The organism is Listeria sp. PSOL-1, from assembly GCF_902806445.1.
Classification (GTDB): Bacteria; Bacillota; Bacilli; order Lactobacillales; family Listeriaceae; genus Listeria.
In genome coordinates this window covers 1,188,964-1,212,985 of sequence record NZ_LR760298.1, presented here as the reverse complement: position 1 = coordinate 1,212,985, position 24,022 = coordinate 1,188,964, and the positions used below count along the sequence as shown (strand labels likewise).

The following is a 24,022-nucleotide window of genomic DNA, read 5'->3' as shown; positions in this document are numbered from 1 at the left end:
TTCTAAACTCATTTTTTATTGTTCTCTTGAAGTAGCGTCTCGATTCGTATTTTCTTGCTCGTTTGCATTTTCCTGCGGGATGGTTACTGTCGTTGAAGATACAGGGCTTCTGTTGTTATTTTTTATAGCTACAACTGAAATGGTAATCGTATCACCAGGATTTCCGCCACTTAAGCTAGTCGAAGTGCTGGTAACGGTTATTTTTTGTCCATTTGCTATGACTTCATAAGAGGTGGCGTCCCTCACAGAGCTCCAGCTGACATTAATTTGTTTTGTTGTTGCATTGTAGTTTGCACTAACGCCAGTAGGAGAAGCAGGTGGTTCATTTTGTTTAGCTTCTTCTTCTCGTCTTTTCTTCTCCGCTTCTTTTTGTTTTTCAAGTTCTTCTTTCTTTTGCTGTTCTTGTTCTTTCGTATCATTGTTGTTAGCGTTGTTATCAGAGCTAGAATCAGAGGCGCTACGTCCAGGTGTTGTTCCAGCGATAAAGAGCTCATTTGAGATCATACTACTAGGTGTGCCAGCAGCTGCTTGGGCGATAGGATGACTACCAATTAGAATGGGAACAGAAACGACATTGCTTGGCTGTTTAAAATCAGCTGTATTTTTTCCTTCTGAAACATGTGCCATTAGTTTGCTAAACATACGTTGTGAAATCTTTTGTTCAGGGCTAGATAAATAATTTTTTAAGCTATCGTATCCGGTCCAAACGGCAATGGTATAATTTGTTGAATAACCAGCGAACCAAGCATCACGTGCAGCCCCTTTTGGATAATTGTACATTGACGCAGCTTTTTCGTCGAAGTTGGTTGTTCCTGTTTTACCAGCAACCGGAATGCCAGACACAGCCGCTGCTGCCCCTGTTCCGCGACGAATGACATCTTTTAAGACATCAGTGATCATATAAGCCGTTGATTCTTTCATGGCTACTCGACTTTCTGGTTCGGTGTCAATTTCTGTATCATCACTTAGGATAATCTTTGTAATGGCGTGCGGTTTATTGTAAATTCCTTTATTACCGAATGCGGCGTAAGCTCCAGCCATTTGCAGTGGGCTAGACGGGTTCGCACCAATTGCATATGATTCATGGAAATCTTTATAATCAAAGCCAAGTCTATTTGTAAAATCTTTGGCATTATTAAGGCCCACAGATTGCAATGTTTTTAGAGCTGGGACATTACGTGAATTGTAAAGAGCTTGGCGTAATGAGATGTCTCCTTGGTAATTGAAATCCCAGTTATTGATTTTTTGACCACTTGAATAAGTGTACGGGGCATCAGATAGAACATGCGCCGTTGACCAATTTAGATATTCAATCGCTGGTCCGTAATCAGAAATGGGTTTCATTGTGGAGCCTACTTGTCGTTTTAGCTGGGTTGCATAGTTATAGCCTCGCGTTACATCTTGATTGCGGGCACCGCCAATGGCTTGAATGCGACCATTTTTCGTATCGGTTAATACAATTCCTGTTTGCATTTTATTGTCTGAAAAGGCTACGATTTCATTTGAGTTTAGCATTTTTTCAGTGTATTTTTGTGCATCTTGATCAAGTGCTGTTTGGATCGTTAATCCTTCGCGATAAACATCATATTCTTTTGGAATTTCTTTTAAAACCTCAGTCACGTATGCATCGTATTTATATGTTTTTTCTTCGCGTTGTTTTTGTGAGCGAAGACCATCTTTAATACTTTTGCTTTGGGCTTCGTTTAAAGCTTCTTTGGTGATTTTTCCATTGGTATACATATTTGTTAAAACAATATCACGACGTTTTTTAGCTAGATCGGGATGTTCATAAGGATTATAGTTATTAGGACTTTGTGGCATGCCTGCGATAAGTGCAATTTGTGGCAGCGATAATTCCTTTAAGCTTTTGCCAAAATAGTGCTCTGCTGCTGTTTCCATGCCATGAACTCTGTCTGACATATACACTTTGTTGATGTAAATTTCAATGATATCATGTTTGCTGTATTTTTGCTCAAGCTGAAGGGATAACCATGCTTCTTGTGCTTTACGGCTAAGTGTTTTATTTTTATAATCGAGGTAAGACAATTTAATAATTTGCTGTGAAAGTGTACTAGCACCTTGGTTACCAAAGCCATTTTTAAAATTCGCTACTACTGCTCCTCCGAGGCGAATCGGGTCTAAGCCGTCATGCTCATAAAAGCGAGCGTCCTCAGTTGAAAGAATCGCATCTTCAAGCGTTTTTGGAATATCTTTATAAGAAATATATTCTCGGCGTTCGGTACCAACTTCTGCAAAAACATTTCCATTTTTATCTAAAAGTTTGGAGGAAACGGGATCACGTAATTTGGAGTCAGTAAGTTTAGGTGCATTTTTTGCATAGGAATAGAAGGCGACCGTCCCAAAAGCAATACCGAAAAATGCAAGAAATAACGCAACAAAAAAGCACCATTTAAGAATATTTTTTTTCCCTTTTTGCGCTTTTTGTATTTGTTTTTTGCCTGTTCTTTTTTTTGCATTTTGGACATTGCGGTACTGAGATCTTGTCTGTGGTGTTTCTGCCATTAAAAATCTCTCTCCTTTGAAATAGACTGACTAAAAAATTTGTTTATCTAAAATGGATAAAAAGTCGAGCCTTGGATTTAGACCATAAGGAATCTGGTCAGATACTGCTTCAATTTCGGCAACTTTGACGGACTTGCGACCACCAGAAGCCATTCTTTCCCAAAAAGGAAAAAGGTCATTGAACATTGTCAAATAGACTTTTTCAAGTGTCGGAAAAGCAAGGATGACAAACGCGATTCCGCCTTGTGTTACAACTTGGGCCATATGATTCATTTGGTGTGAGTGAAAATTGTTTAATGGAAAAGAGGTACTGCTTTTTGTTTCTTTAGCTTCAAAATCTAAATACTTCCCTTTATATACTCCATTATAATCAGTTGTTGATGGCTGTTTGAAATAAGCTTCTTTGATCATTGCGTTACTCCTTTTAGGATAGTCAACACGGACGATCTGGACCGGAGTAGGCTTTTTGTGAAGAACAGCACGATTGTTCGTTAAATAAAAAAGATTACTATCGTTAATATCGTCTTCAAGAGTCATGCCTCGTTTTCCGTAAGTGGTTATTGTTTGCTGCTTTTTACTGGGCTTTAGATCGTTATTTTTTTTCCCATTAGGATAACCTATTGCCACGCTACTCACCTCTTTTAATCCAAAAAGCTTCTTTAAAGTATTATAACAAAGAAATGTAGAAATGATAGATAAAAATTTTAGATACGGGTACATTTGTGATTTTATACATATTTTAACATATTTTAATGAATAAGCTACTAGAAGCGTAAAAGTACCGTTTTATTATAAATTATGCTATGCTTGAAAATAAAAAGGAAAACTGTGATGAAAACTGTTGCTGTAACAGGCTATAAGAACTTTGAATTAGGCATTTTTAAGCGTGAGGCAGAAGAGGTGAAATATATTAAGCTAGCTCTAAGACGTCACATCCTTTCTTTTCTTGATGAGGGTCTAGAGTGGGTGGTTATAGCAGGTCGTCTAGGAACGGAACTTTTTGCAGCTGAATTGGTTTTTGAACTACAAGAAGAAGGCTACGCTTTAAAATTAGCTGTTTTAGAGCCATTTAAAGAGCAAAGTGCAAACTGGAATGAAACCAATCAATTGTGGCAAGAAGAGATAATTGCACAAGCTGATTTTCATGACTGGATTACTAAAAGGCCTTATGAAAATCCAAGTCAATTTGAGCTTTGCGATCAATTTATTATCGATCATACCGACGGAGCATTAATGCTTTATGATCTAGAAAAAGAAGGAAGCCCGCGTTTTTTTTATAAGCGAGCAAAAGAAGAAGCGGATTATTTTTTAATTTGTATTGATTTTTATGAATTAGAGGACGTTGTCAGCGAAACACAAAGTTTTTAATAAAATAATGGCTTAACGTTGACAAATGATGTAAGATTTGGAAAAATAGAGATATACGCAAAATGAGAGATAGAGGTGACTTATCATGGCTTCTGGGCAATTTGAATATAATTTAACGGCAAAAGAAATTTTAGAAAAAGAATTTAAAACAGGACTTCGTGGCTATTACTCCGAAGAGGTAGATGGATATTTAGATAAGATTATTAATGACTATAACACCTATGAAAAAGAGATTACAGAATTAAAAGCAGAAATTGCTCGTCTTATGGAAGAACTAAATCAATCGCCACAAAGAGTGGATAAGGAAGGTTTTCAAAATACGCCACCAGTTCAACCAGCTGGCACAACGAATTTCGATATTTTGAAGCGTTTGTCTAATTTAGAGAAACATGTTTTTGGAAATAAACTAGACGAAAAATAGTTTGTTGTGGTAAGATAAATTATTGGCTAAAAATCATTAACGTTCGGATAATCGCTGCTTTTTGCAGAGGAAAGTCCATGCTCGCACGCGGCTGAGATGCCCGTAGTGTTCGTGCCTGACAAAACAATAAGTCAGGGCATTCCAAGTATTGGTTTGACGGCAGGTGAAGGGTCTAAGTCTTGCTAGATATGATCTTATAACCTTGAAAGTGCCACAGTGACGAAGTTCTTTTAGAAATAAAAGAAGTGGAACGAGGTAAACCCCACGAGCGAGAAACTCAAACAATGGTAGGGGCACTTTTCCCGAGGAATTTGAACGAGGGAAGAGGCATCGGTTTTCATCGGTGCAGATAGATGATTATCCCTTTGTTATTACCCTGTATGTAGCAAAGGACAAAACATGGCTTATAGAGCGTTAATATCAGGTTGAAATGAACTTTTGAAGCTGTTTCAAGGACCACCTAGCATTTTTATCGAGTAGGATAAAGCGGTCATTTGAAAGAGCTTTTTTCTTGAGTATAACTTTAAAAATGAGGGTGAATAAAATGGATCAATTTAAATTGGTAGCAACGGCTGCTTCTGGACTTGAAGCAATTGTCGGCAAAGAAGTAAGGCGCCTAGGTTATGAACCTTCTGTTGAAAATGGCAAAGTATTTTTCCGCGGGGATAAAAGTGCAATTGCTAGAAGTAATTTATGGCTCAGAGTTGCTGATCGTGTCAAAATTGTTGTTGGCGAGTTTCAAGCAAAAACATTTGATGAATTATTTGAAAAGACAAAAGCACTCCCTTGGGAAACTTATCTGCCGCTTGATGCTGAATTTCCAGTTTCCGGTAAGTCTGTTAAATCAACGCTTTTTAGTGTTCCAGATTGTCAAGCAATCGTGAAAAAAGCCATTGTAAACCGACTCTCAGAAAAATATCGCAGGCAAGGTCGGTTAATGGAAAGTGGCGCTTTATTTAAAATTGAAGTGGCCCTTTTAAAAGACCAAGTAACGCTAACCATTGATACAAGTGGCGTCGGCTTACATAAAAGAGGTTATCGCGTTATGCAGGGTGGGGCACCGATTAAAGAAACCATGGCCGCTGCTTTAGTCCTCCTTACAAGCTGGCATCCTGATCGCCCTTTTTATGATCCGGTTTGTGGTTCAGGGACGATTCCAATTGAAGCTGCCTTAATCGGTCGCAATATTGCACCTGGTTTAAATCGCCAGTTTGCATCGGAAAGTTTTGACTGGATGCCGCAAGAGATTTGGCAAGCAGCACGGACAGAAGCGAAGGAGCTTGCGAACTACGAACAACCACTTGATATTAGCGGTTCTGATATCGATCATAGATTAATTGAAATGGCAAAACAAAATGCTGAGCAAGCGGGATTTCCTGATGTTATTTCATTTAAACAAATGCAGCTGGCTGATTTTAGAACAGACAAAGAGTATGGCGTTATTGCCGCAAACCCTCCTTATGGCGAACGTTTGGAAGACGAGGAAGCCGTGATAAAGCTTTATAAGGAAATGGGTGAAGTCTTTCAAGCGCTTCCTACTTGGTCGATTTATGTATTAACGTCTTACGAGGCATTTGAAGAAGTATACGGGAAAAAAGCAACGAAAAAACGCAAACTGTATAATGGTTATTTACGAACAGATTATTATCAATACTGGGGTCCAAGAAAACCACGTCAAGATAAATAAAACAAGCGCGTAAGCTTTACTTACTTGTGCTACTCAAAATAGTCTTGCTTCTTCCGATAATTAACGTTATAATAATGTACAAGTTTCACTTATATAATGGCTGTAATATGGACAGCAAGTTTCTACCCGGTCGCCGTAAATGATTGGACTATAGGTGAGTAATATGCGAGAAACCAGTTGTTTGCTGGTTTATTTTGCCTATTTCTCATTTGCGAAATAGGCATTTTTTTATTTTGAAAGGAGACTCTTGTATTGAAGCTATTAGAAAATTATATCATAGAAAAAGGGAACGTTTTACCAGGAAATGTGCTTAAAGTGGATTCATTTTTAAACCATCAAATTGATCCTGCACTCATGAAAGAAATTGGTTTAGCGTTTAGTCACTATTTCCAAGATTTAGGGGTCACTAAAATTGTTACGATTGAATCCTCTGGTATTGCGCCTGCTGTTTTTGCTGGATTGGAAATGAATGTTCCTGTTGTTTTTGCCAGAAAGAAAAAATCAATCACCTTGCAAGAAAACTTATATACGACATCTGTCTATTCTTATACAAAAAAAGAAGCGAACGATATCTCTATTTCGAAAAACTTCTTAAGTGCAGATGATACAGTTTTAATTATTGATGATTTTTTAGCGAATGGGCAAGCGGTTCTTGGGCTTCTTGAAATTACGGAGTGGGCAGGCGCCAAAGTAGCTGGTATTGGCATCGTCATTGAGAAATCCTTTCAACAAGGCCGTACTTTATTAGAAAAAACAGGAATCCCTATTTATTCACTTGCAAGAATTAGCTCATTTGAAAATGAGCAGATTAAATTTCTGGAGGAGGCATAAGGCATGTTTTTAAAAGGAAAAATTCTTGCACTTGGCTTCCAACATGTACTTGCGATGTATGCGGGTGCTGTCATTGTTCCGCTGTTAATTGGTGGTGCTTTGTCATTTAGTGGAGAGCAAATGACATATCTTGTTTCTATTGATATTTTTATGTGTGGCATTGCAACACTTCTTCAGCTTTTTGTGAATCGTTTTTTTGGCATTGGTTTACCGGTTGTACTGGGATGTGCGGTTCAAGCGATTGCTCCGATTATTTTAATTGGCCAAAATTTTGGCATCGGTGCGATTTATGGGTCAATCATTGCATCTGGTTTATTTGTGTTACTTATTGCACCATTTTTTTCAAAAGTTGTTCGTTTTTTTCCGCCTGTTGTAACGGGCTCGGTTGTGACTGTGATTGGTTTAACACTTATTCCAGTTGCCATTAATAATTTAGCAGGTGGCGTGGGGGCTAAAGATTTTGGTTCACTTTATAACCTTGGACTTGGCTTTGGCACATTGCTGCTTATTATTTTAGTTTATCGCTTTGGTAATGGATTTATGAGAGCAATTGCGGTTTTAATTGGGCTATTTGGTGGTGCACTGTTTGCTTTTATAATGGGGAAAATGGATTTTGCGCCTGTTTCTATGGCTCAGTGGTTTCATGTTCCTGTCCCTTTTTATTTTGGGATGCCAACATTTGAATGGTCTGCTATTATCACGATGATCCTCATTTCGCTTGTGAGTATGGTAGAATCCACGGGTGTTTATTTTGCTTTAGCTGATATTGTTAATCGACCGCTTGAAAAGAAGGATTTAACACGAGGATACCGGGCAGAAGGTCTTGCTATTATTTTGGGTGGTATTTTTAATACGTTTCCTTATACGGGTTATTCACAAAATGTCGGGTTAGTACAACTTTCAGGAATTAAAACGCGAAATGTAATTTTCGTGGCGGCTTCATTTTTAATTGTTTTAGGGATTGTTCCAAAAATTGGGGCAGTGACAACAATCATTCCAACACCTGTCCTTGGTGGTGCAATGGTTGCCATGTTTGGCATGGTAGTTGCTCAAGGGATTAAAATGCTTGGGCGAGTTAATTTCACGTCTCAAGAAAACTTGTTAATTATTGCTTGTTCTGTTGGTGTTGGACTTGGTGTAACGGTGGTGCCTAACTTATTTGCCGCTTTCCCAGCATTTATTCAGTTATTTACGAGCAATGGAATTGTAGCTGGGAGCGTGACAGCTATTTCGCTCAATATCATTTTTAATATGAAAAAGAAAGTTAATTCAGAAGAACTTTTGACTGAAAAAAGCGTTCATGTTAAATAAGGGATAAAAACAAGTTGATCGAATAAAAAGTGAGGGAGGCAACAGAGTGGAAACAAAACCAAAGCTTTTAATTGTTGATGGGATGGCCTTATTATTTCGTGCGTTTTATGCAACCAGTGTGACAAAGCAATTTATGTATAATGAAAATGGTTTACCAACAAATGGCGTTCAAGGGATGTTGCGCCATTTACTTGCTGCGATTCGACAAAATAACCCAACACATGCGCTTATTTGCTGGGACATGGGAAAGGAAACATTTCGTAATGAACTTTTTGTTGGCTATAAAGCAAAGAGAACTGTGCCGCCAGAAGAACTAATCCCTCAATTTGATTTGGCAAAAGAAGTGGCAGAACAACTAGGTTTCTTAAATGTTGGCGTTGTGGGGTATGAGGCAGATGATTGTATTGGTACGATTACTGAACAAACAAAAGATCAATTTCAATCGGTTATTTTAAGTGGAGATAAAGATTTATTGCAGTTGATCTGTCCAACGAATCACGTTTGGATCATGCAAAAGGGGTACGGGAATTATAAGCGCTACGATGAAGCGACATTTTTTGCAGAACTGGGGATTACACCGAGGCAATTTATTGATGTAAAAGCGTTTATGGGGGATCCATCTGATGGTTATCCTGGCGTTCGCGGTATTGGTGAAAAAACAGCACTCCAATTGATTCAACAATATGAAACAATCCAAGGGGTTCTTGATCACATAACAGAACTTAAACCAGGGCAGCAAAAGAAGATTCAAGAAGATCTAGATATGTTAAAATTAAGTCAGCAACTAGCTACTATTCATACAAATGTTCCACTAGAAGTAGATTTTGAACGTGCTCTTTATTCGGGTTTTGATCAAAATGCCAAAGAAGTTATTCAGGCTCACGGGTTAAAAACATTGTGGCGTGAATTATAAAAGAGTGTTTGTTGTCCATTTTTTATTGATCTCCTAGTTCTTTTTGTTTTTGAATGGCTTGTTTTGCTAACTGATCGGCTTGCTTATTTTGTGTGACGTGGCGCCAAGCAGGATAGAAAAGTGGTATTTTTTCTGTTAAATTTAGAATTTCGGTTAAATGCGGTTTGAAAAGTGGATTTTTGACATAACGCTTTTCAAGTGCTTCAATGGCTACTTTCGAATCGGAATAGAGCCGTACAAAATGGGCTTGCTTTGTTACGGCTAGTTCTAAGCCTAATTTAATCGCGATAAATTCCGCTTCGTGATTAGACATCACAGAAAGAGGATAAGCATGCTGTTCATAAAGATTTTCGCCAACAAGGATGATACCAGCGCCACTTATACCAGGGTTTCCTGCACTAGCTCCATCTACATAAATGTCCAAAAAAATTTCTCCAATCTTTGCCCACTTGTTTTTAAAGAAAAACGAGCTTGAGACATAAAAGAAACAAATCGGCTTGATTTATTACGAAGAGTTTGGGTCATGAATCAGCTTGGTCATCCTTTTTAAAAAGATGATGTAGATAGGCGCATTTCGAATACGCCAAACTGCTGATTTTGTCCCAAACTCCGAATTGTTTTGTGCTTCAGACTCGTTATAAAAGATAAAATATCTTTATTTCATTCCAAAGTTATGCTTTTTCTACATTTGCTGCTTGAGGTCCACGGTTACCTTCAACGATTTCAAATGTTACTTTTTGTTCCTCTTCCAAAGACTTGTAACCTTCGCCGCTGATGGCTGTGTGGTGTACGAATACATCGCCACCATTTTCTGCCTCAATAAAACCATAACCTTTTTCGTTGTTAAACCATTTTACGCTCCCATTTTGCATTGAAACAGTTCCTCCTAATCTTTAATTATAGCCTTCTGTGACTATAATATTCTCTACATATAAAGCATCCTTTACATGATATTTTCACTATAAACCTAAATACCTATGAAAGTCAAGTGAATTTTGAAAATATTTAATAATATTTTAAGCTGTAAATACATACGATTCATGAACATTTAAAATAGCCAACGATGTGGGATTTGTTTTCACATAAAGAAGTGTAATTACTTTGTTTCAGCGGATTTATATAGTACAATTTGAGAAGAAAGAAATGAAGTTGGAGGGTATGGTATGCCAACACCAAGTATGGAAGACTATATTGAAAAGATCTATTCTTTGATCAAAATAAAAGGGTATGCCCGTGTATCTGACATTGCTAAAGGGCTAGATGTGCATCCGTCATCTGTTACAAAAATGGTTCAAAAATTAGATAAAGATGAATACCTTGTTTATGAAAAATATCGCGGTTTAGTTTTAACTGCAAAAGGAAGTAAAGTTGGTAAGCGTCTTTTAGAACGTCATACCTTACTTGAAAATTTTTTACGTGTACTTGGCGTAGAAGAAAAGCATGTTTATGATGACGTTGAAGGGATAGAGCATCATCTCAGTTGGAATTCGATTGATCGTATAGGTGATTTAGTGCAGTTTTTTGAAGAGAATAACGAAGCACTCGAAAAACTAAGAGCATTGCAGGAAAGAATACCTAAAGAGGACTAACGATTTTGGTAGTATAAATTTGCAATTTGTAAGATTAAACAGCGATAATTGTTGTTGACCGACTTGTTTTCGGTGTATAAAAAAGAAAGCACTTACATTTTGTGGATTTTATATAATTATAGATACATAATGGAGGGGAATTAAAAAATGACAAAAGCGTACAAATCAGATATTGAAATTGCTTCACTTGCCGAGATTTCACCAATAACAGAAATTGCAGCAGATTTAGGTTTAACAAGTGATGAATTAGAACTTTATGGAAAAACAAAAGCAAAGTTGACATACGAAGCGATCCATTCTTTAAAAAACCGAGAGCAAGGGAAACTTGTTCTTGTTACGGCTATTAATCCGACTCCTGCTGGTGAAGGAAAGTCGACAGTTACAGTTGGTTTAGGTGACGCGCTTTCTAAAAAGGGCAAGAAAACAGTGATTGCTTTACGTGAACCTTCACTTGGCCCTACCATGGGGATTAAAGGCGGAGCAACGGGTGGAGGCTACGCCCAAGTTGTCCCAATGGAAGATATCAACCTGCATTTTACAGGCGATTTTCATGCAATTACTACGGCTAATAATACACTTTCGGCGTTGATTGATAATCACATGCAGCAAGGGAATGAGCTAAAAATTGATCAAAGGCGGATTGTTTGGAAACGTGTAGTCGATTTAAATGACCGAGCGCTTCGGAAAGTTGTTGTTGGTTTAGGTGGACCGGTACAAGGGATTCCTCGTGAAGATGGCTTTGATATTACTGTTGCTTCAGAAATTATGGCGATTATTTGCTTAGCAACCGATTTGAAAGATTTAAAACATCGTTTAAGTGAAATCGTGATTGGCTATAACTATAATAAAGAACCAATTACAGTGGGTGAATTAGGTTATGCGGGGGCACTTACTTTATTGCTTAAAGATGGACTCAAGCCAAATCTTGTTCAAACACTTGAACATACACCTGCTATTGTACATGGCGGTCCTTTTGCTAACATTGCGCACGGCTGTAATAGTATTATTGCGACTAGAACGGCGCTGAAATTAGGTGATTATGCGGTAACAGAAGCTGGGTTTGGTGCTGATTTAGGCGCAGAAAAATTCCTTGATATTAAAGTGCCAGTACTAGGGAAAGCGCCTGATTGCGTCGTTCTTGTAGCAACAATTCGTGCGCTAAAAATGCACGGTGGTGTAGCGAAAACAGAACTTGCAAAAGAGAATGTTTCCGCATTACAAGATGGTTTTGCTAATTTACAAAAACATATTGATTCCATCACACAGTTTGGTCTTCCATATGTTGTTGCGATCAATAAATTTGTAACAGATACAGATCATGAAGTTGAAGCGCTTGAAGCACTTTGCACGAAAAATCAAATTCCATTTTCGTTAACTGAGGTTTGGGAAAAAGGCGGCGACGGTGGATTAGAATTAGCAGATAAAGTCGTTCAAGAAATCGAAAAAGATAAAGCGAATTATAAACGCTTATACGACAACGCTGAATCGATTGAAGAAAAATTGGAAAAGATTGTCACAAAGGTTTATGGCGGTATAGGTGTTGAATTATCGAATAAAGCACAAAAACAAATTGCTGAGTTTAAAAAATATGGATGGGATCGTTATCCAATTTGCATGGCAAAAACCCAGTATAGTTTATCCGATAATCAAGCATTACTTGGCCGACCAACAAACTTTACGATACACATTCGTGAGTTTATTCCAAAACTTGGTGCTGGTTTTGTTGTGGCGCTGACAGGCGATGTAATGACGATGCCTGGTCTCCCGAAAAAACCTGCTGCGCTTAATATGGATGTTGATGAAAGAGGGCATGCAAAAGGACTGTTTTAAGGCGATTTTTAAGTAAAAGCGTACTGAGATTCGTGGTTCAACCACAAATCTCAGTACGTTTTATTACTTATATCAGTTGATTATTCTTTTTTGTAGAACCTCCCTGCTTCAATATTAAAACAACATCAGAACAATTGGTAACTTGCTGATCGTGTGTCACCATGATGACACATTTGTTTCTTTCGTGAGTAAGCTGTTGGAATATGGGTAGCACTAGCGATTCTTAGAACTGGTATATCTGGATCACTACTGTTATTAGGCTTGTTTGCTTTAGAAACTGTTTGTAAACTTCCTCTTAAAGCATCACCTATAGAAGTTGATAGATAATCTTTTACTTGTTTTAGCTTGCTGATTTTATCTACGTCTTCTTGAGGAATGGGCCACTCTTTAGGATTATTTGTTGCTACTGCATGATAACCTCCATTTCGTGTAAGAATACTATAAAAAAACGAGATGAAGATAGATGGACTTTAGCTGTTTTTTTAATATCATTTTTAAAATTACACGTTTGCGTATCTCCTGCTTTTTCGATAAAATAGAAAAGAATAGAAACGGTTAATGAAGGGACTATAATGAAACAAATAAGAATCGAGCACGTTACGAAAACATTTGGTGAAAAAACATTATTGACTGATATTAGTTTTACAATTTCTGAGGGTGAGCGTATCGGTTTAATCGGAATTAATGGCACTGGAAAATCGACATTACTTGAAGTCATTGCAGGGAAAAGCTCTGCAGATTCTGGAGAAATGATACGAGGTAAAGATTATACGATTAGCTATTTAGCCCAAGATCCAGCGTTAGATGAGGATAAAACAGTGATTGAAGCGGTGTTTAAAGCCGATACAGCAGCCTTTAAAGCGATCAGAAACTATGAAAGCATCCTACGCCAAATGGAAAATCAAGCTTACGATCATCAGGCTTTTTTCCAAGCAGAAGAGAATATGAATGAAACAGGCGCTTGGGATAAAGATACAGAAGCAAAAACAATTCTTGATAAACTAGGAATTAAAGATATAAATCAAACGGTTGGTACGCTTTCTGGTGGACAAAAAAAGCGAGTTGGGTTAGCACAGGTACTGATTGAAACGCCAGATTTGCTTATTTTGGATGAACCGACCAATCATCTTGATTATACGTCGATCCGTTTTCTTGAAAGTTATTTAAATCGCTTCAAAGGTGCTGTCTTGCTTGTGACGCATGATCGCTATTTTCTTGATCAAGTAACGAATCATATTGTTGAGCTTGACCGAGGCACAGCGGTTCGCTACATTGGTAATTATGAAAAATTTATGGAACAAAAAGCAATTCGGCTAGAACAAGAGACGCATATAGCAGAAAAGAATGAAAATCTTTACCGAAGAGAGCTTGCTTGGATGCGGCGTGGTGCAAAAGCGCGTTCAACCAAACAAAAAGCCCGCAAAGATCGTTTCGGTGAACTAGAGAAAAAAGTGAAAACAAAAAGTGATGATAGTAAACTTGAAATCGATATGCAAACAAGTCGGTTGGGTAAAGACGTTTTCACGCTAAACCATTTGGAAAAATATTACGGAGATCATCATGTGTTACGCGACTTTAGCCTTATTATTCAACCAGGTGAACGTATTGGCATTACAGGAAACAACGGAACAGGGAAGTCAACACTACTCAATTTACTTGCTGAAAAAGTGCTTCCAGATAGCGGCGAACTCATCGTTGGCGGCACGGTGCGTATCGGTTATTATACACAAGAAAATATAACGCTTGATCCTGAAAAACGGATCATTAGCTTTTTGCAAGAAGTTGGTCAAGAAGTTGTTACAACAACTGGCGAAACTTTAAGCGTCAGTAGTATGCTAGAACGTTTTTTATTTCCGGCAAGCACACATGGTAAGAAAATTGGAAGCCTTTCAGGAGGCGAAAAAAGACGTCTTTTCTTATTAAAAATCCTAATGGAAAAACCAAATGTCCTGTTGCTTGATGAACCAACCAATGATTTGGATACTGAAACGCTTACTGTTCTTGAGGATTATTTGCAGAATTTCGCTGGAACAATCATTACAGTTAGTCATGATCGCTATTTTTTAGACAAAATAACAGAAAAATTACTTGTATTTGAAGCTGTTGGTAAGGTGAAAATTTATTACGGCGAATATAGTGATTATTTAGCTGAACAAGAACAAACTGTAAAAGAAAGAAAACCTGTTAAAAAGCAAATAAAGCCACAAAAAACGGATGAGAAAAAAGAAAAAATCCGGCTTACCTATATGGAACAGCGCGAATGGGAAACGATTGAAACGACCATTGAAGAAGTAGAGCAAACGATAAGCCATTTAAATGAAGAACTTGAAAAAAGCGGTTCTGACTTTGTAAGTGCAAGTGAATTAAGCGAAAAAATTACAGCAAAAGAGGCTGAACTTGAGCAACTAATGGAGCGCTGGGAATATTTATCAACCTATGCAGATTAAGGAGAAATGAATCATGAAACAGTATTTGGAGCTCGAAAAATATGTATTAGAACATGGTTTTCAAAAAGGAGACCGGACAGGGACAGGCACGCTTAGTACATTTGGCTATCAAATGCGTTTTAATCTGGCAGCTGGTTTTCCTATTTTAACGACAAAGCGTGTGCCATTTAAGCTTGTTGTCAGTGAACTACTATGGTTTTTACATGGGGATACAAACATTCGTTACTTGCTAAAGCATAACAATAACATTTGGAATGAATGGGCATTTGAACGTTATGTGAAAAGCGCTGATTACAGTGGTCCAGATATGACAGATTTTGGATTACGAGCGGTTAAGGATGCGTCGTTTAACGAGCTCTATCAAGCCGAAATGGCAAAGTTTAAAACAAAAATCTTAACGGACGAAAAATTTTCTACTACGTACGGCGAATTAGGAAATATTTATGGAAAACAATGGCGTGCTTGGAAAACGTCCACAAATGAAACCATTGATCAATTGAACGAGGTTATCCAAATGATCAAAAAAAATCCTGATTCAAGGCGACTTATTGTATCTGCTTGGAATCCAGAAGATATTCCACAAATGGCGCTGCCTCCTTGTCATACGCTTTTTCAATTTTATGTTGCCAATGGAAAATTAAGTTGTCAACTCTATCAACGTAGTGCTGATATTTTTTTGGGTGTACCTTTTAATATCGCAAGTTATGCGTTGTTAACACATCTCATCGCAAGAGAAACAGGGCTTGATGTAGGTGAGTTTGTCCATACATTAGGGGATGCTCATTTGTATAATAACCACTTAGAGCAAGTGAAAGAGCAGCTAACACGTGACGTGCGTCCATTACCGAAGCTTATTTTAAATGAACAACCAAAAACAATTTTTGATTTTGATGTTGCGGATATTACACTTGACGGCTATGATCCACATCCAACAATTAAGGCACCAATTTCGGTCTAGGAGGAAAACATTTGATTACGTTAATTTGGGCACAAGATAAAAATGGTTCGATTGGTAAAGATAATAGCATGCCATGGCATATTCCAGCTGATTTAGCTTTTTTTAAAAAACAAACACTTAACAAAACCGTTGTCATGGGCCGGAAAACTTATGTGTCACTTGGTAAAGCTTTACCACAACGTAAAAACGTTGTCTTAACAAGAGATGATTCACTTGTCCTTCCTGATGCCGAAGTGGTCAATGATGTGAAGACGCTCGTTCAAAAATCACGTACAGAAGACCTTATGATTTGCGGGGGAGCAGAAATCTATCAGCTCTTTTTACATAATGCAGATCAGCTGATTGTGACACAAATTGATGCCGTTTTTGATGCTGATACGCATTTTCCAGAAGTGGATTGGTCGCTGTTTTATGAAGTGAAACGTGAGCATTTAGTACGGGGAGAAAAGAGTTCTTATGATTTAGATTTTATAACGTATCAAAGAAAGCGTGCGTTATGAAAACAAAGCTGATGTTAAGTGCGGAATTGTTTGCGGAAAAAGCTGATTTTTTACAGTGCCCACATTGTTCTTTACCGCTAAGATTTGTGCCGCCATATAGTATGGAATGTTTAAATGGGCATCATTTTGATTTAGCTAAACCTGGGTATTTATTTTTGTTAAAGCATGGGATAGCGACGAAATATGAGGCGACATTATTTGAAGCGCGGAGACGAATCATTATGGCTGGCTTTTTTTCACAATTAACAAATGAGCTCGCACGCCTTGCTTCTTGTGCTTTAGATAAAAACGGTGTGCTGCTGGATGCAGGGAGCGGAGAAGGCAGTCAGCTTATCGCTATTAAAAAGAAGCTAGGTGTAAATCATACGGCTGTTGGAATTGATATTGCTAAAGAAGGAATTCGACAGGCGGCTCGTGATAGTCAAAATGCGTTGTTTTTAGTAGCTGATCTAGCCAATATACCCATTCAAGATGAAACGATTCATGTCTTACTTAATATTTTATCGCCTTCGAATTATCGCGAATTTAAACGTGTATTAAATGGAAATGGCATTCTAATAAAAGTTGTCCCAGAAGAAAATTATTTACAAGAAATTCGTCATTTTTTTTATCAGCAAAATGATTTTTCTAATGAAAATGTCCTTGCTCGTTTTGCGGAATTTTTTACAGTAATCAAGAGTGAACGTCTAACGTATGAATGTGAATTAGATACGGAACGGTTGAATGATTTACTTATGATGACACCACTTGGCTGGCATTTAGCTGAAAAGGATAAGGCACGATTTTTAGAAGTTTCAAGTAGGCGAGTTACGGCTGATTTTCGAATAATTATTGGAAGAAAAAAGCTAGAAAGTGAGTGATATGAATGATTCAAACTGATCTTAAAACGCTTCAAAATGGTTCAGATATTCGTGGAATTGGCTCAGAAATGCCTGATTACGAAATTACATTAACCAATGAACGAATAAGAGCGATTGCTTTTGGTTTTGCAAACTGGCTAAAAGATAAAAAAAGATTAAGTGGTCGAGTAAAAGTTGCTATTGGTCATGATAGCAGGCTTTCTGCGGAACGAATTAAAGGCGAATTATTGACAAGTTTAAGTGCAACAGGTATTGATATCATTGATGTTGGTCTAAGTACAACCCCAGCGATGTTTATGGCAACTAAATATCAAGGATATGAAGCAGATGCTGCTATTATGATTACAGCCAGTCACTTGCCTTATTTTTATAATGGCTTGAAATTTTTTACAAAAGATGGTGGTTTAGAACACGTAGATATGGCATATTTGCTCGAGCATACAGAAGAGAATCGATGGTTTGACGGTGGCCAAGTGGTGGTCAAAAATTTACTAGCCACTTATGCTTCAGACCTCGTGTCAAAAATAAAAGGGAACAAAAATGAAGAATTTCCCCTTTTAGGAAGTCATATTATTGTAGATGCAGGAAACGGAGCAGGAGGATTTTTTGCAACCGAAGTTTTGCAGAAATTAGGCGCTAACATTACTGGAAGTCAATTTTTAGAGCCTGATGGTAGGTTTCCAAACCATGTCCCGAATCCAGATAACAGGGAAGCTATGGCAAGTTTAAAACGCGCTGTTGTGGAAAATGGAGCCGATTTGGGCGTGATTTTTGATACGGATGTGGATCGTTCTGCTTTTGTTGATCATCAAGGAAAAAGTTTTAATCGTCAGTCGCTGATTGCTTTAATCGCGACGATGGTTTTAAAAGAACATCCGCATACAACGATTGTTACGGATTCGACAACCAGTGATTATCTGTTTGATTTTGTTGCGACACTTGGTGGGAAAATTCACCGATTTAAACGAGGGTACCGTAATGTCATTAATGAAGCGATTCGGTTAAATGAAGCAGGTGAAAAAACGGAGCTTGCCATTGAAGTAAGTGGGCATGCAGCGTTTAAAGAGAACTATTTTCTTGACGATGGGGCGTATCTCATTTCAAAAATCTTAATGAATTATGGAGAAATTAGCGCTTCTGGCCAAACGTTTGCCGATTTAATTGCTGATTTTAAGCAACCTAAAGAAAGTAAGGAGGCACGTTTATATATTCAAGCTGAAAACTTTAAAGAATATGGGCAAGAGATATTGGCGGCTCTTCCAGCATTTATTGGAAAGCTAGCTGGTTTTTCAATAGTTGAACCGAATTTTGAAGGCGTTCGTGTAAAAACAAAGGTTGGTTGGTTTTTGCTTAGAATGAGTTTACATGAGCCAGTTATGTCACTTCATTTAGAAGCAGATGAAGTGGGCGGAGTTCAGCAAATGGTCACTGCACTAAAGCCATTTTTTGCAAAGTTTTCTGGCTTGGTGACCGTTACGCTTGAATAAAAGGATAGGTTAAGGATTTGGAAGGAATGGAATAAATATGAAAATTGGTATGAGAACCTTTAAGACAGCCATTGGTGCAACGATTGCTATTTTACTTGCGCAATGGTTGGGATTAGAATATGCAGTTTCTGCAGGTGTCATTACGATTTTGAGCATTCAAAATACGAAAAAAAGTTCATTGTTACTTGCTGTTCAGCGGATTTATTCGACGGTTTTAGCACTTAGTATTTCAGCGATCTTTTTTCTAATTACTGGTTTTAATGCCTTTAGTTTTGGTTTGTTTCTACTTGTTTTTATTCCAATTGCCGTTAAATTAAAGGTAGCAGATGGTATTCTTGTTAGCTCGGTACTTGTAACACATATTCTTGCTCAAAAATCACTGTCGTTATATTGGTTTGGAAATGAAATGCTTTTAATGATGATTGGCGCGGGACTTGGTATTTTACTTAATCTTTATATGCCAAAATTAGAAGTGAATTTAAAAAATGAACAACTCAAAATTGAAGCGATTATGCGACAAATCTTGTTTTCAATGTCTCAAGGATTAAAAAACCAATCCGCTTATTTAGATAATGATCGTCGTTTTACTGAACTCAAAACAGCACTTTCGAAAATGCAAAAAAATGCGAGTCAAAATCATGATAATCACTTTTTTGGTAGCTCACATTATTATGTCCAATATGTAGACATGCGCCTTGTTCAGTATCGTATTTTAACGCAAATGAAGCGTCATTTAATTGCTTTTGAAGTGTCAAATGAACAAAGTATGGCGCTCGCTTCTTTAACTGAAAAAACAGCACTTGAATTGGCTGAAGATAATTCAGCCGCTAGTTTAATTGAAGCCATTACAAAAATGGTACGTGATTTTCGAAAAACCGAATTGCCAAAAACACGTGAAGAATTTGAAAATCGAGCAGTTTTATTTCAATTTATGAATGATTTCCGTTATTTGCTTGAGGTCAAACATGATTTTCATATGGAATTTGGCGAAAGTGGAAATAAAGAAAAATATGAATCATAGACAAAATAAATCGGCGAATCACTTGTATTTATGTTAGCAAGACTGGTAAATACAAGCGATTCGCTCGGTTTGTTATGTCCAAAACGTCAGGTGGTTAGTTCTTCAATCGACTGCTCTTTCTTTAATGTGCCTGTTACTTTGCTTGTCACAATACCAGAAACCATGCTGTCACTTACATTAAGAGCTGTGCGTCCCATATCAATCAGCGGTTCTATAGAAATTAGTACACCTGCAAGTCCAATTGGTAAATTGAGAGTTGATAGGACAATAATAGCAGCAAATGTTGCGCCGCCACCAACGCCAGCAACACCAAAAGAGCTGATTGTAACGACAAGCACAACGGTTAAAAGAAAGCTCCACGATAGGGTATGATCTCCTACTGCTGTAGCGATCATTACAGCAAGCATGGATGGATAAATTGCAGCGCAGCCATTTTGACCAATCGACAAGCCAAATGTTGCAGCGAAATTGGCAATCCCTGATGGAACACCGAGTGTTTGCTGTGTTTCAATATTGAGAGGAAGCGCACCGGCACTTGTTCTTGATGTAAATGCGAAGGTAAGTACTGGGAAGGCTCTTTTTAAATAATCTAATGGATGAATGCCTGAAAGAGATACGATAATTAAATGAATAACAAACATGGAGATAAGTGCGACATAAGAAGCGATCACAAAATTTCCTAGTTTTAAAATAGCGTTAAATTCGCTTGTTGCTACTGTATTTGTCATAATCGCAAATACACCATAAGGCGTTAAGCGTAAAATTAATTTAACAATTCGCAAAGTGATGGCATAAATGGCATCAACGGCTTTTGAAAAAATAGCGGCTTCATTTGGTTGCTTGCGCTGAACACCTAAAAAAGCAATTCCAATAAAAGTGGCAAAAATAACAACGGCAATTGTCGAAGTTTTTCGTGCGCCTGTTAAATCTAAAAATGGATTAGCAGGTAAGAGTTCAAGTAGTTTTTCTGGGAAAGTGGTTGCGTTCATAGCGGTATAGCTATCTTGAAGTTCTTTTCCACGCGCTAACTCTGTTGTACTTTGAGAAATATGACTAGCATCTAAATGGAATAAAAGAGCAGCACCAATCCCAATGAATGATGCAATAGCTGCTGTGACAACGAGTGTTCCAATGATCCATAAGCCAATTTTAGCAACGTTTGTTTTGAGTTCGAGTTTCGTAAAGGCCGTGATAATCGAAACAAAAATTAAAGGAATTGCAATCATTTGTAGGAACTTAATATAAGCACCGCCAACAATGCCGAGCCATTCTGTTGTCGTTTTGATGACGTAACCATTTGCGCCATAAATCGTTTGTAAAATAAAGCCTGCAATGATCCCAATCCCAAGCGCTAATAAGACTCGCTTTGAAAATGAGACATGTTTTTTACTAAGATAAAAAAATAAGCCAATAAGAGCCAAAGCAACAATCAAATGACTAACAATGAATAAAGTATCCAAAATGATCCCTCCCTTTTTTATACTAATCCGATAAGATTAGTTGGTATTTAGGATACATTGAAAAAATAGGAATGTCAATTTAAAAAGAAAGGGTTAGCAGACAAGTAAGTAACAAGCGCTCACATTTACGAACGGATCATGTTCAAAATGTGGCGCTTGCTTGATTTTAAGATTCTTGTAAGGTAGTTTGGGTTTGATCCATTAAAGCTGCTTGTGCAGCAGCAAGTCTTGCAATCGGAACGCGATAAGGGGAGCAGGACACATAGTGAAGGCCTAGTTTATGGAAAAAGTGAATCGAAGCTGGATCTCCACCATGTTCACCACAAATGCCCATTTTTAGTTTAGGATTTGTTATTTTTCCTTTGATGATCGCCATTTCTATAAGCCCCCCAACGCCTTCTTGATCGATGGTCGTGAAAGGATCGTTTACAAAAATCTCTTTTTGCTCGTAATCTGGTAAAAACTTGCTAGCGTCATCGCGGGAGAAGCCGAATGTAAGTTGTGTTAAGTCATTGGTACCAAAGCTAAAAAACTGGGCTTCGGTGGCAATTTTATCAGCGGTGATACATGCGCGTGGGGTTTCAATCATTGTGCCAATTTTAAACGGAATCGTGATTGAAGTACGTTCTAATCTATTTTTTGCAGTTTCTTGGATGTCTGCTGTTATGAGAGATAGCTCTTTTTTCGTTGCGATCAGTGGAATCATAATCTCGGGTTGGACAGGGAAAGATTCGCTTGAAACAGCGATGGCGCTTTCGATAATGGCTTCTGTTTGCATCATATAAATTTCTGGGTAAGTAATGGCTAGACGGCAACCCCGGTGTCCAAGCATTGGATTGACCTCTGTTAACCCATTTAAATGCGCATTTATTTCTAGTGTGGTTAGGCCCATCTCTTTAGCTAAGTTAGCGATATCTTTTGGATCTTTAGGCAAAAATTCATGTAGCGGTGGATCCAGTAAGCGAATAGTGATAGGCCGCCCAGAAGCGATCCGAAATAGCTGCGAGAAATCTTCTTTTTGCATCGATTTTAAATGCGCAAGCGCTTTTTTTCTATTTGTTGTTGAAGTAGCCATGATCATTTGTCTGACATAAGGGAGTCTGTCTTCATGGAAAAACATGTGCTCTGTACGACAAAGCCCAACTCCTTCAGCACCAAAATGTAGTGCTGTATCTAAATCATTTGGGGTATCCGCATTGACATAGATATTTAATTTTTTTCGCTGGTTTCCCCATTCCATCAATTGATGAAACGCAGCGCTAATCTCAGCTTTGGTTTGTTTTATTTCATCTAAATAAACTTTTCCTGTTGTGCCATCGAGTGAAATGACATCGCCTTCATGGAGCTTCAGTCCATTTGCTGTGATCATTTCTTTGGCTGCTTCGTCAATGATTATTTCTGAACATCCAGCGACACAGCATTTTCCCATTCCACGTGCTACGACCGCTGCATGGGAGGTCATGCCACCATGTGCCGTTAGAATCGCCTCACTTTTTGCCATCCCTTCAATGTCTTCTGGAGAGGTTTCATTTCGGACGAGAATCACTTTTGTGCCATGCTCAGCTCTTGTCACAGCTTGACTTGCTTCGAAATAAATTTTTCCTGAACGAGCGCCTGGGCTAGCTGGTAAACCACTTGCGATCACTTTGCCATTAGCTAAAGCTTCAGGATCAAAGGTAGGGTGTAGTAGTTGATTGAGTTCTTTAGGCTTGATTCGCATAATGGCCTCATCTTTACTGATTTTCCCTTCATGAACGAGGTCAGTCGCTATTTGAATGGCGGCTTTAGCTGTTCGTTTGCCATTTCTTGTCTGGAGAATAAATAAATTTCCTTTTTCAATCGTAAATTCAATATCTTGCATATCGTTATAATGATTTTCTAGTTGTTCACAGGTACTGATTAACTTTTTATAAACGTTAGGCATTTGTTCTTTCAGCTTATCAATTTTTTCCGGAGTCCGAATGCCAGAAACAACATCTTCTCCTTGTGCGTTCCAAAGAAATTCGCCAAATATGGCTTTTTCTCCAGTCGAAGGATTTCTCGTAAAAGCAATCCCTGTTCCGCTCGTCTTCCCTGTGTTTCCGAAAACCATGGCTTGAATATTGACAGCGGTTCCAAAATTAGAGTTAATTTCATGGAGTCGACGATAAATCACAGCGCGTGGGTTCATCCAAGAATCAAAAACTGCCTGGATAGCGAGCTTTAATTGCTGCTTAGGCTCTTGCGGGAAAGAGCGCCTTGTTTCTTTTAAGTAAATGGATTGGTAATGGAGGATTAAATTTTCTAAGTCCTCAGGGGTTAGTTCGGTATCAAGCAGATAACCTTTCTTTTTTTTAATAAGAGAAAGCGTATCTTCAAAAAGTTGGCTTGGAATACCAAATACAACATCACCAAACATTTGGATAAAGCGTCGATAAGAATCGAGTGAAGAGCGGGCATCATTTGTTAATTGAATTAAACCTTGAACAGCTCTATCATTTAAACCAAGGTTTAAAATGGTATCCATCATTCCTGGCATGGAAATAGGGGCACCAGAGCGTACAGAAACAAGAAGCGGATTTTTTGCTGAACCAAATTGTTTACCTGTCTTTTTTTCAAGTTGTGTCATATGTGTTAAAACTTCCGTAAATAATTCATTTGAAAGTCGAGAGCTTTGTTCATTATAAAGCTTGCAAGCATCTGTTGAAATGATAAAACCAGGTGGAACAGGGAGGCCAATGTTTGTCATTTCGGAAAGGTTAGCGCCTTTTCCACCTAAAAGTAATTTCATTTCTTTTCTGCCTTCATGAAACTGATAAACTAACTTTTTCATCTGT

The 24,022-nt window shown here is 37.9% G+C and carries 20 protein-coding genes, 1 other RNA gene and 1 riboswitch; of the genes, 15 read left to right on the top strand and 6 right to left on the bottom strand.

The window, feature by feature from the left end; genetic code table 11:
- Positions 1-15: 15 nt before the first annotated feature.
- Entirely contained in the window at positions 16-2,523 is a 2,508-nt protein-coding gene (locus tag G6Q10_RS05875; protein WP_163654085.1) for a transglycosylase domain-containing protein, read from the bottom strand.
- Positions 2,524-2,553: 30 nt separating this feature from the next.
- Positions 2,554-3,150 (bottom strand): Holliday junction resolvase RecU, encoded by a 597-nt coding sequence (gene recU / locus G6Q10_RS05870; protein WP_163654082.1) that lies wholly within the window; start codon positions 3,148-3,150, stop codon positions 2,554-2,556.
- Between the two features lie 204 nt (positions 3,151-3,354).
- On the opposite strand from recU, the gene G6Q10_RS05865 reads away from it, so the two are divergent.
- From G6Q10_RS05865 to G6Q10_RS05835, 7 genes are all read left to right on the top strand, one after another.
- Positions 3,355-3,891 (top strand): SLOG family protein, encoded by a 537-nt coding sequence (locus tag G6Q10_RS05865; RefSeq protein ID WP_163654079.1) that lies wholly within the window; start codon positions 3,355-3,357, stop codon positions 3,889-3,891.
- Positions 3,892-3,976: 85 nt separating this feature from the next.
- The gene (gene gpsB / locus G6Q10_RS05860) at positions 3,977-4,312 is read left to right on the top strand and encodes a cell division regulator GpsB (RefSeq protein ID WP_163654076.1); all 336 of its coding nucleotides are present in this window, start codon (positions 3,977-3,979) and stop codon (positions 4,310-4,312) included.
- Between the two features lie 39 nt (positions 4,313-4,351).
- An RNA gene (gene rnpB / locus G6Q10_RS05855) (RNase P RNA component class B) lies at positions 4,352-4,724 on the top strand.
- A 132-nt stretch (positions 4,725-4,856) separates the two neighbouring features.
- Positions 4,857-5,999 (top strand): THUMP domain-containing class I SAM-dependent RNA methyltransferase, encoded by a 1,143-nt coding sequence (locus G6Q10_RS05850; RefSeq protein WP_163654073.1) that lies wholly within the window; start codon positions 4,857-4,859, stop codon positions 5,997-5,999.
- 69 nt (positions 6,000-6,068) lie between these two features.
- Positions 6,069-6,170: riboswitch (purine riboswitch) on the top strand.
- Positions 6,171-6,251: 81 nt separating this feature from the next.
- Positions 6,252-6,830, top strand: coding sequence for a xanthine phosphoribosyltransferase (locus G6Q10_RS05845; RefSeq protein WP_163654070.1), 579 nt, complete (start codon positions 6,252-6,254; stop codon positions 6,828-6,830).
- A 3-nt stretch (positions 6,831-6,833) separates the two neighbouring features.
- The gene (locus G6Q10_RS05840) at positions 6,834-8,141 is read left to right on the top strand and encodes a nucleobase:cation symporter-2 family protein (protein WP_163654067.1); all 1,308 of its coding nucleotides are present in this window, start codon (positions 6,834-6,836) and stop codon (positions 8,139-8,141) included.
- 46 nt (positions 8,142-8,187) lie between these two features.
- On the top strand, positions 8,188-9,054 hold the full coding sequence (locus G6Q10_RS05835) for a 5'-3' exonuclease (protein WP_163654064.1): 867 nt from the start codon (positions 8,188-8,190) through the stop codon (positions 9,052-9,054).
- A 22-nt stretch (positions 9,055-9,076) separates the two neighbouring features.
- Here G6Q10_RS05835 and G6Q10_RS05830 read toward each other — a convergent pair whose 3' ends face one another.
- Both G6Q10_RS05830 and cspD read right to left on the bottom strand, forming a co-directional pair.
- Positions 9,077-9,478, bottom strand: a complete 402-nt coding sequence (locus tag G6Q10_RS05830; protein ID WP_163654062.1) for a ribonuclease HI family protein — start codon at positions 9,476-9,478, stop codon at positions 9,077-9,079.
- Between the two features lie 247 nt (positions 9,479-9,725).
- On the bottom strand, positions 9,726-9,926 hold the full coding sequence (gene cspD, locus G6Q10_RS05825) for a cold-shock protein CspD (RefSeq protein ID WP_163654060.1): 201 nt from the start codon (positions 9,924-9,926) through the stop codon (positions 9,726-9,728).
- 291 nt (positions 9,927-10,217) lie between these two features.
- On the opposite strand from cspD, the gene mntR reads away from it, so the two are divergent.
- The 8 genes from mntR to G6Q10_RS05785 all read left to right on the top strand — a co-directional run bounded on the left by mntR (position 10,218) and on the right by G6Q10_RS05785 (position 19,746).
- A complete protein-coding gene (gene mntR, locus G6Q10_RS05820; RefSeq protein ID WP_163654058.1) occupies positions 10,218-10,643 on the top strand; it encodes a transcriptional regulator MntR in 426 nt (141 codons plus the stop codon).
- A gap of 147 nt (positions 10,644-10,790) precedes the next feature.
- A complete protein-coding gene (locus G6Q10_RS05815; RefSeq protein WP_163654055.1) occupies positions 10,791-12,473 on the top strand; it encodes a formate--tetrahydrofolate ligase in 1,683 nt (560 codons plus the stop codon).
- A gap of 572 nt (positions 12,474-13,045) precedes the next feature.
- Positions 13,046-14,920 (top strand): ABC-F family ATP-binding cassette domain-containing protein, encoded by a 1,875-nt coding sequence (locus G6Q10_RS05810; protein ID WP_163654052.1) that lies wholly within the window; start codon positions 13,046-13,048, stop codon positions 14,918-14,920.
- 13 nt (positions 14,921-14,933) lie between these two features.
- Complete coding sequence (locus tag G6Q10_RS05805; RefSeq protein ID WP_163654049.1) at positions 14,934-15,878, top strand: thymidylate synthase; 945 nt, start codon at positions 14,934-14,936, stop codon at positions 15,876-15,878.
- 11 nt (positions 15,879-15,889) lie between these two features.
- Positions 15,890-16,378, top strand: coding sequence for a dihydrofolate reductase (locus G6Q10_RS05800; protein WP_163654046.1), 489 nt, complete (start codon positions 15,890-15,892; stop codon positions 16,376-16,378).
- Positions 16,375-17,238, top strand: a complete 864-nt coding sequence (locus G6Q10_RS05795) for a methyltransferase domain-containing protein (RefSeq protein WP_163654044.1) — start codon at positions 16,375-16,377, stop codon at positions 17,236-17,238. The genes G6Q10_RS05800 and G6Q10_RS05795 overlap by 4 nt, the downstream gene beginning before the upstream one ends.
- Before the next feature lie 5 nt (positions 17,239-17,243).
- Entirely contained in the window at positions 17,244-18,725 is a 1,482-nt protein-coding gene (locus tag G6Q10_RS05790; RefSeq protein WP_163654040.1) for a phosphohexomutase domain-containing protein, read from the top strand.
- A gap of 37 nt (positions 18,726-18,762) precedes the next feature.
- A complete protein-coding gene (locus G6Q10_RS05785) occupies positions 18,763-19,746 on the top strand; it encodes an aromatic acid exporter family protein (RefSeq protein WP_163654037.1) in 984 nt (327 codons plus the stop codon).
- Positions 19,747-19,832: 86 nt separating this feature from the next.
- Here the strand turns inward: G6Q10_RS05785 and G6Q10_RS05780 are convergent, their stop codons facing one another.
- Positions 19,833-21,206, bottom strand: coding sequence for an L-cystine transporter (locus G6Q10_RS05780; protein ID WP_163654033.1), 1,374 nt, complete (start codon positions 21,204-21,206; stop codon positions 19,833-19,835).
- A 166-nt stretch (positions 21,207-21,372) separates the two neighbouring features.
- Positions 21,373-24,018 carry a pyruvate, phosphate dikinase gene (gene ppdK, locus G6Q10_RS05775; protein WP_163654030.1) on the bottom strand — a complete coding sequence of 882 codons (2,646 nt, stop codon included), beginning with the start codon at positions 24,016-24,018 and terminating at the stop codon, positions 21,373-21,375.
- Positions 24,019-24,022: the final 4 nt, after the last annotated feature.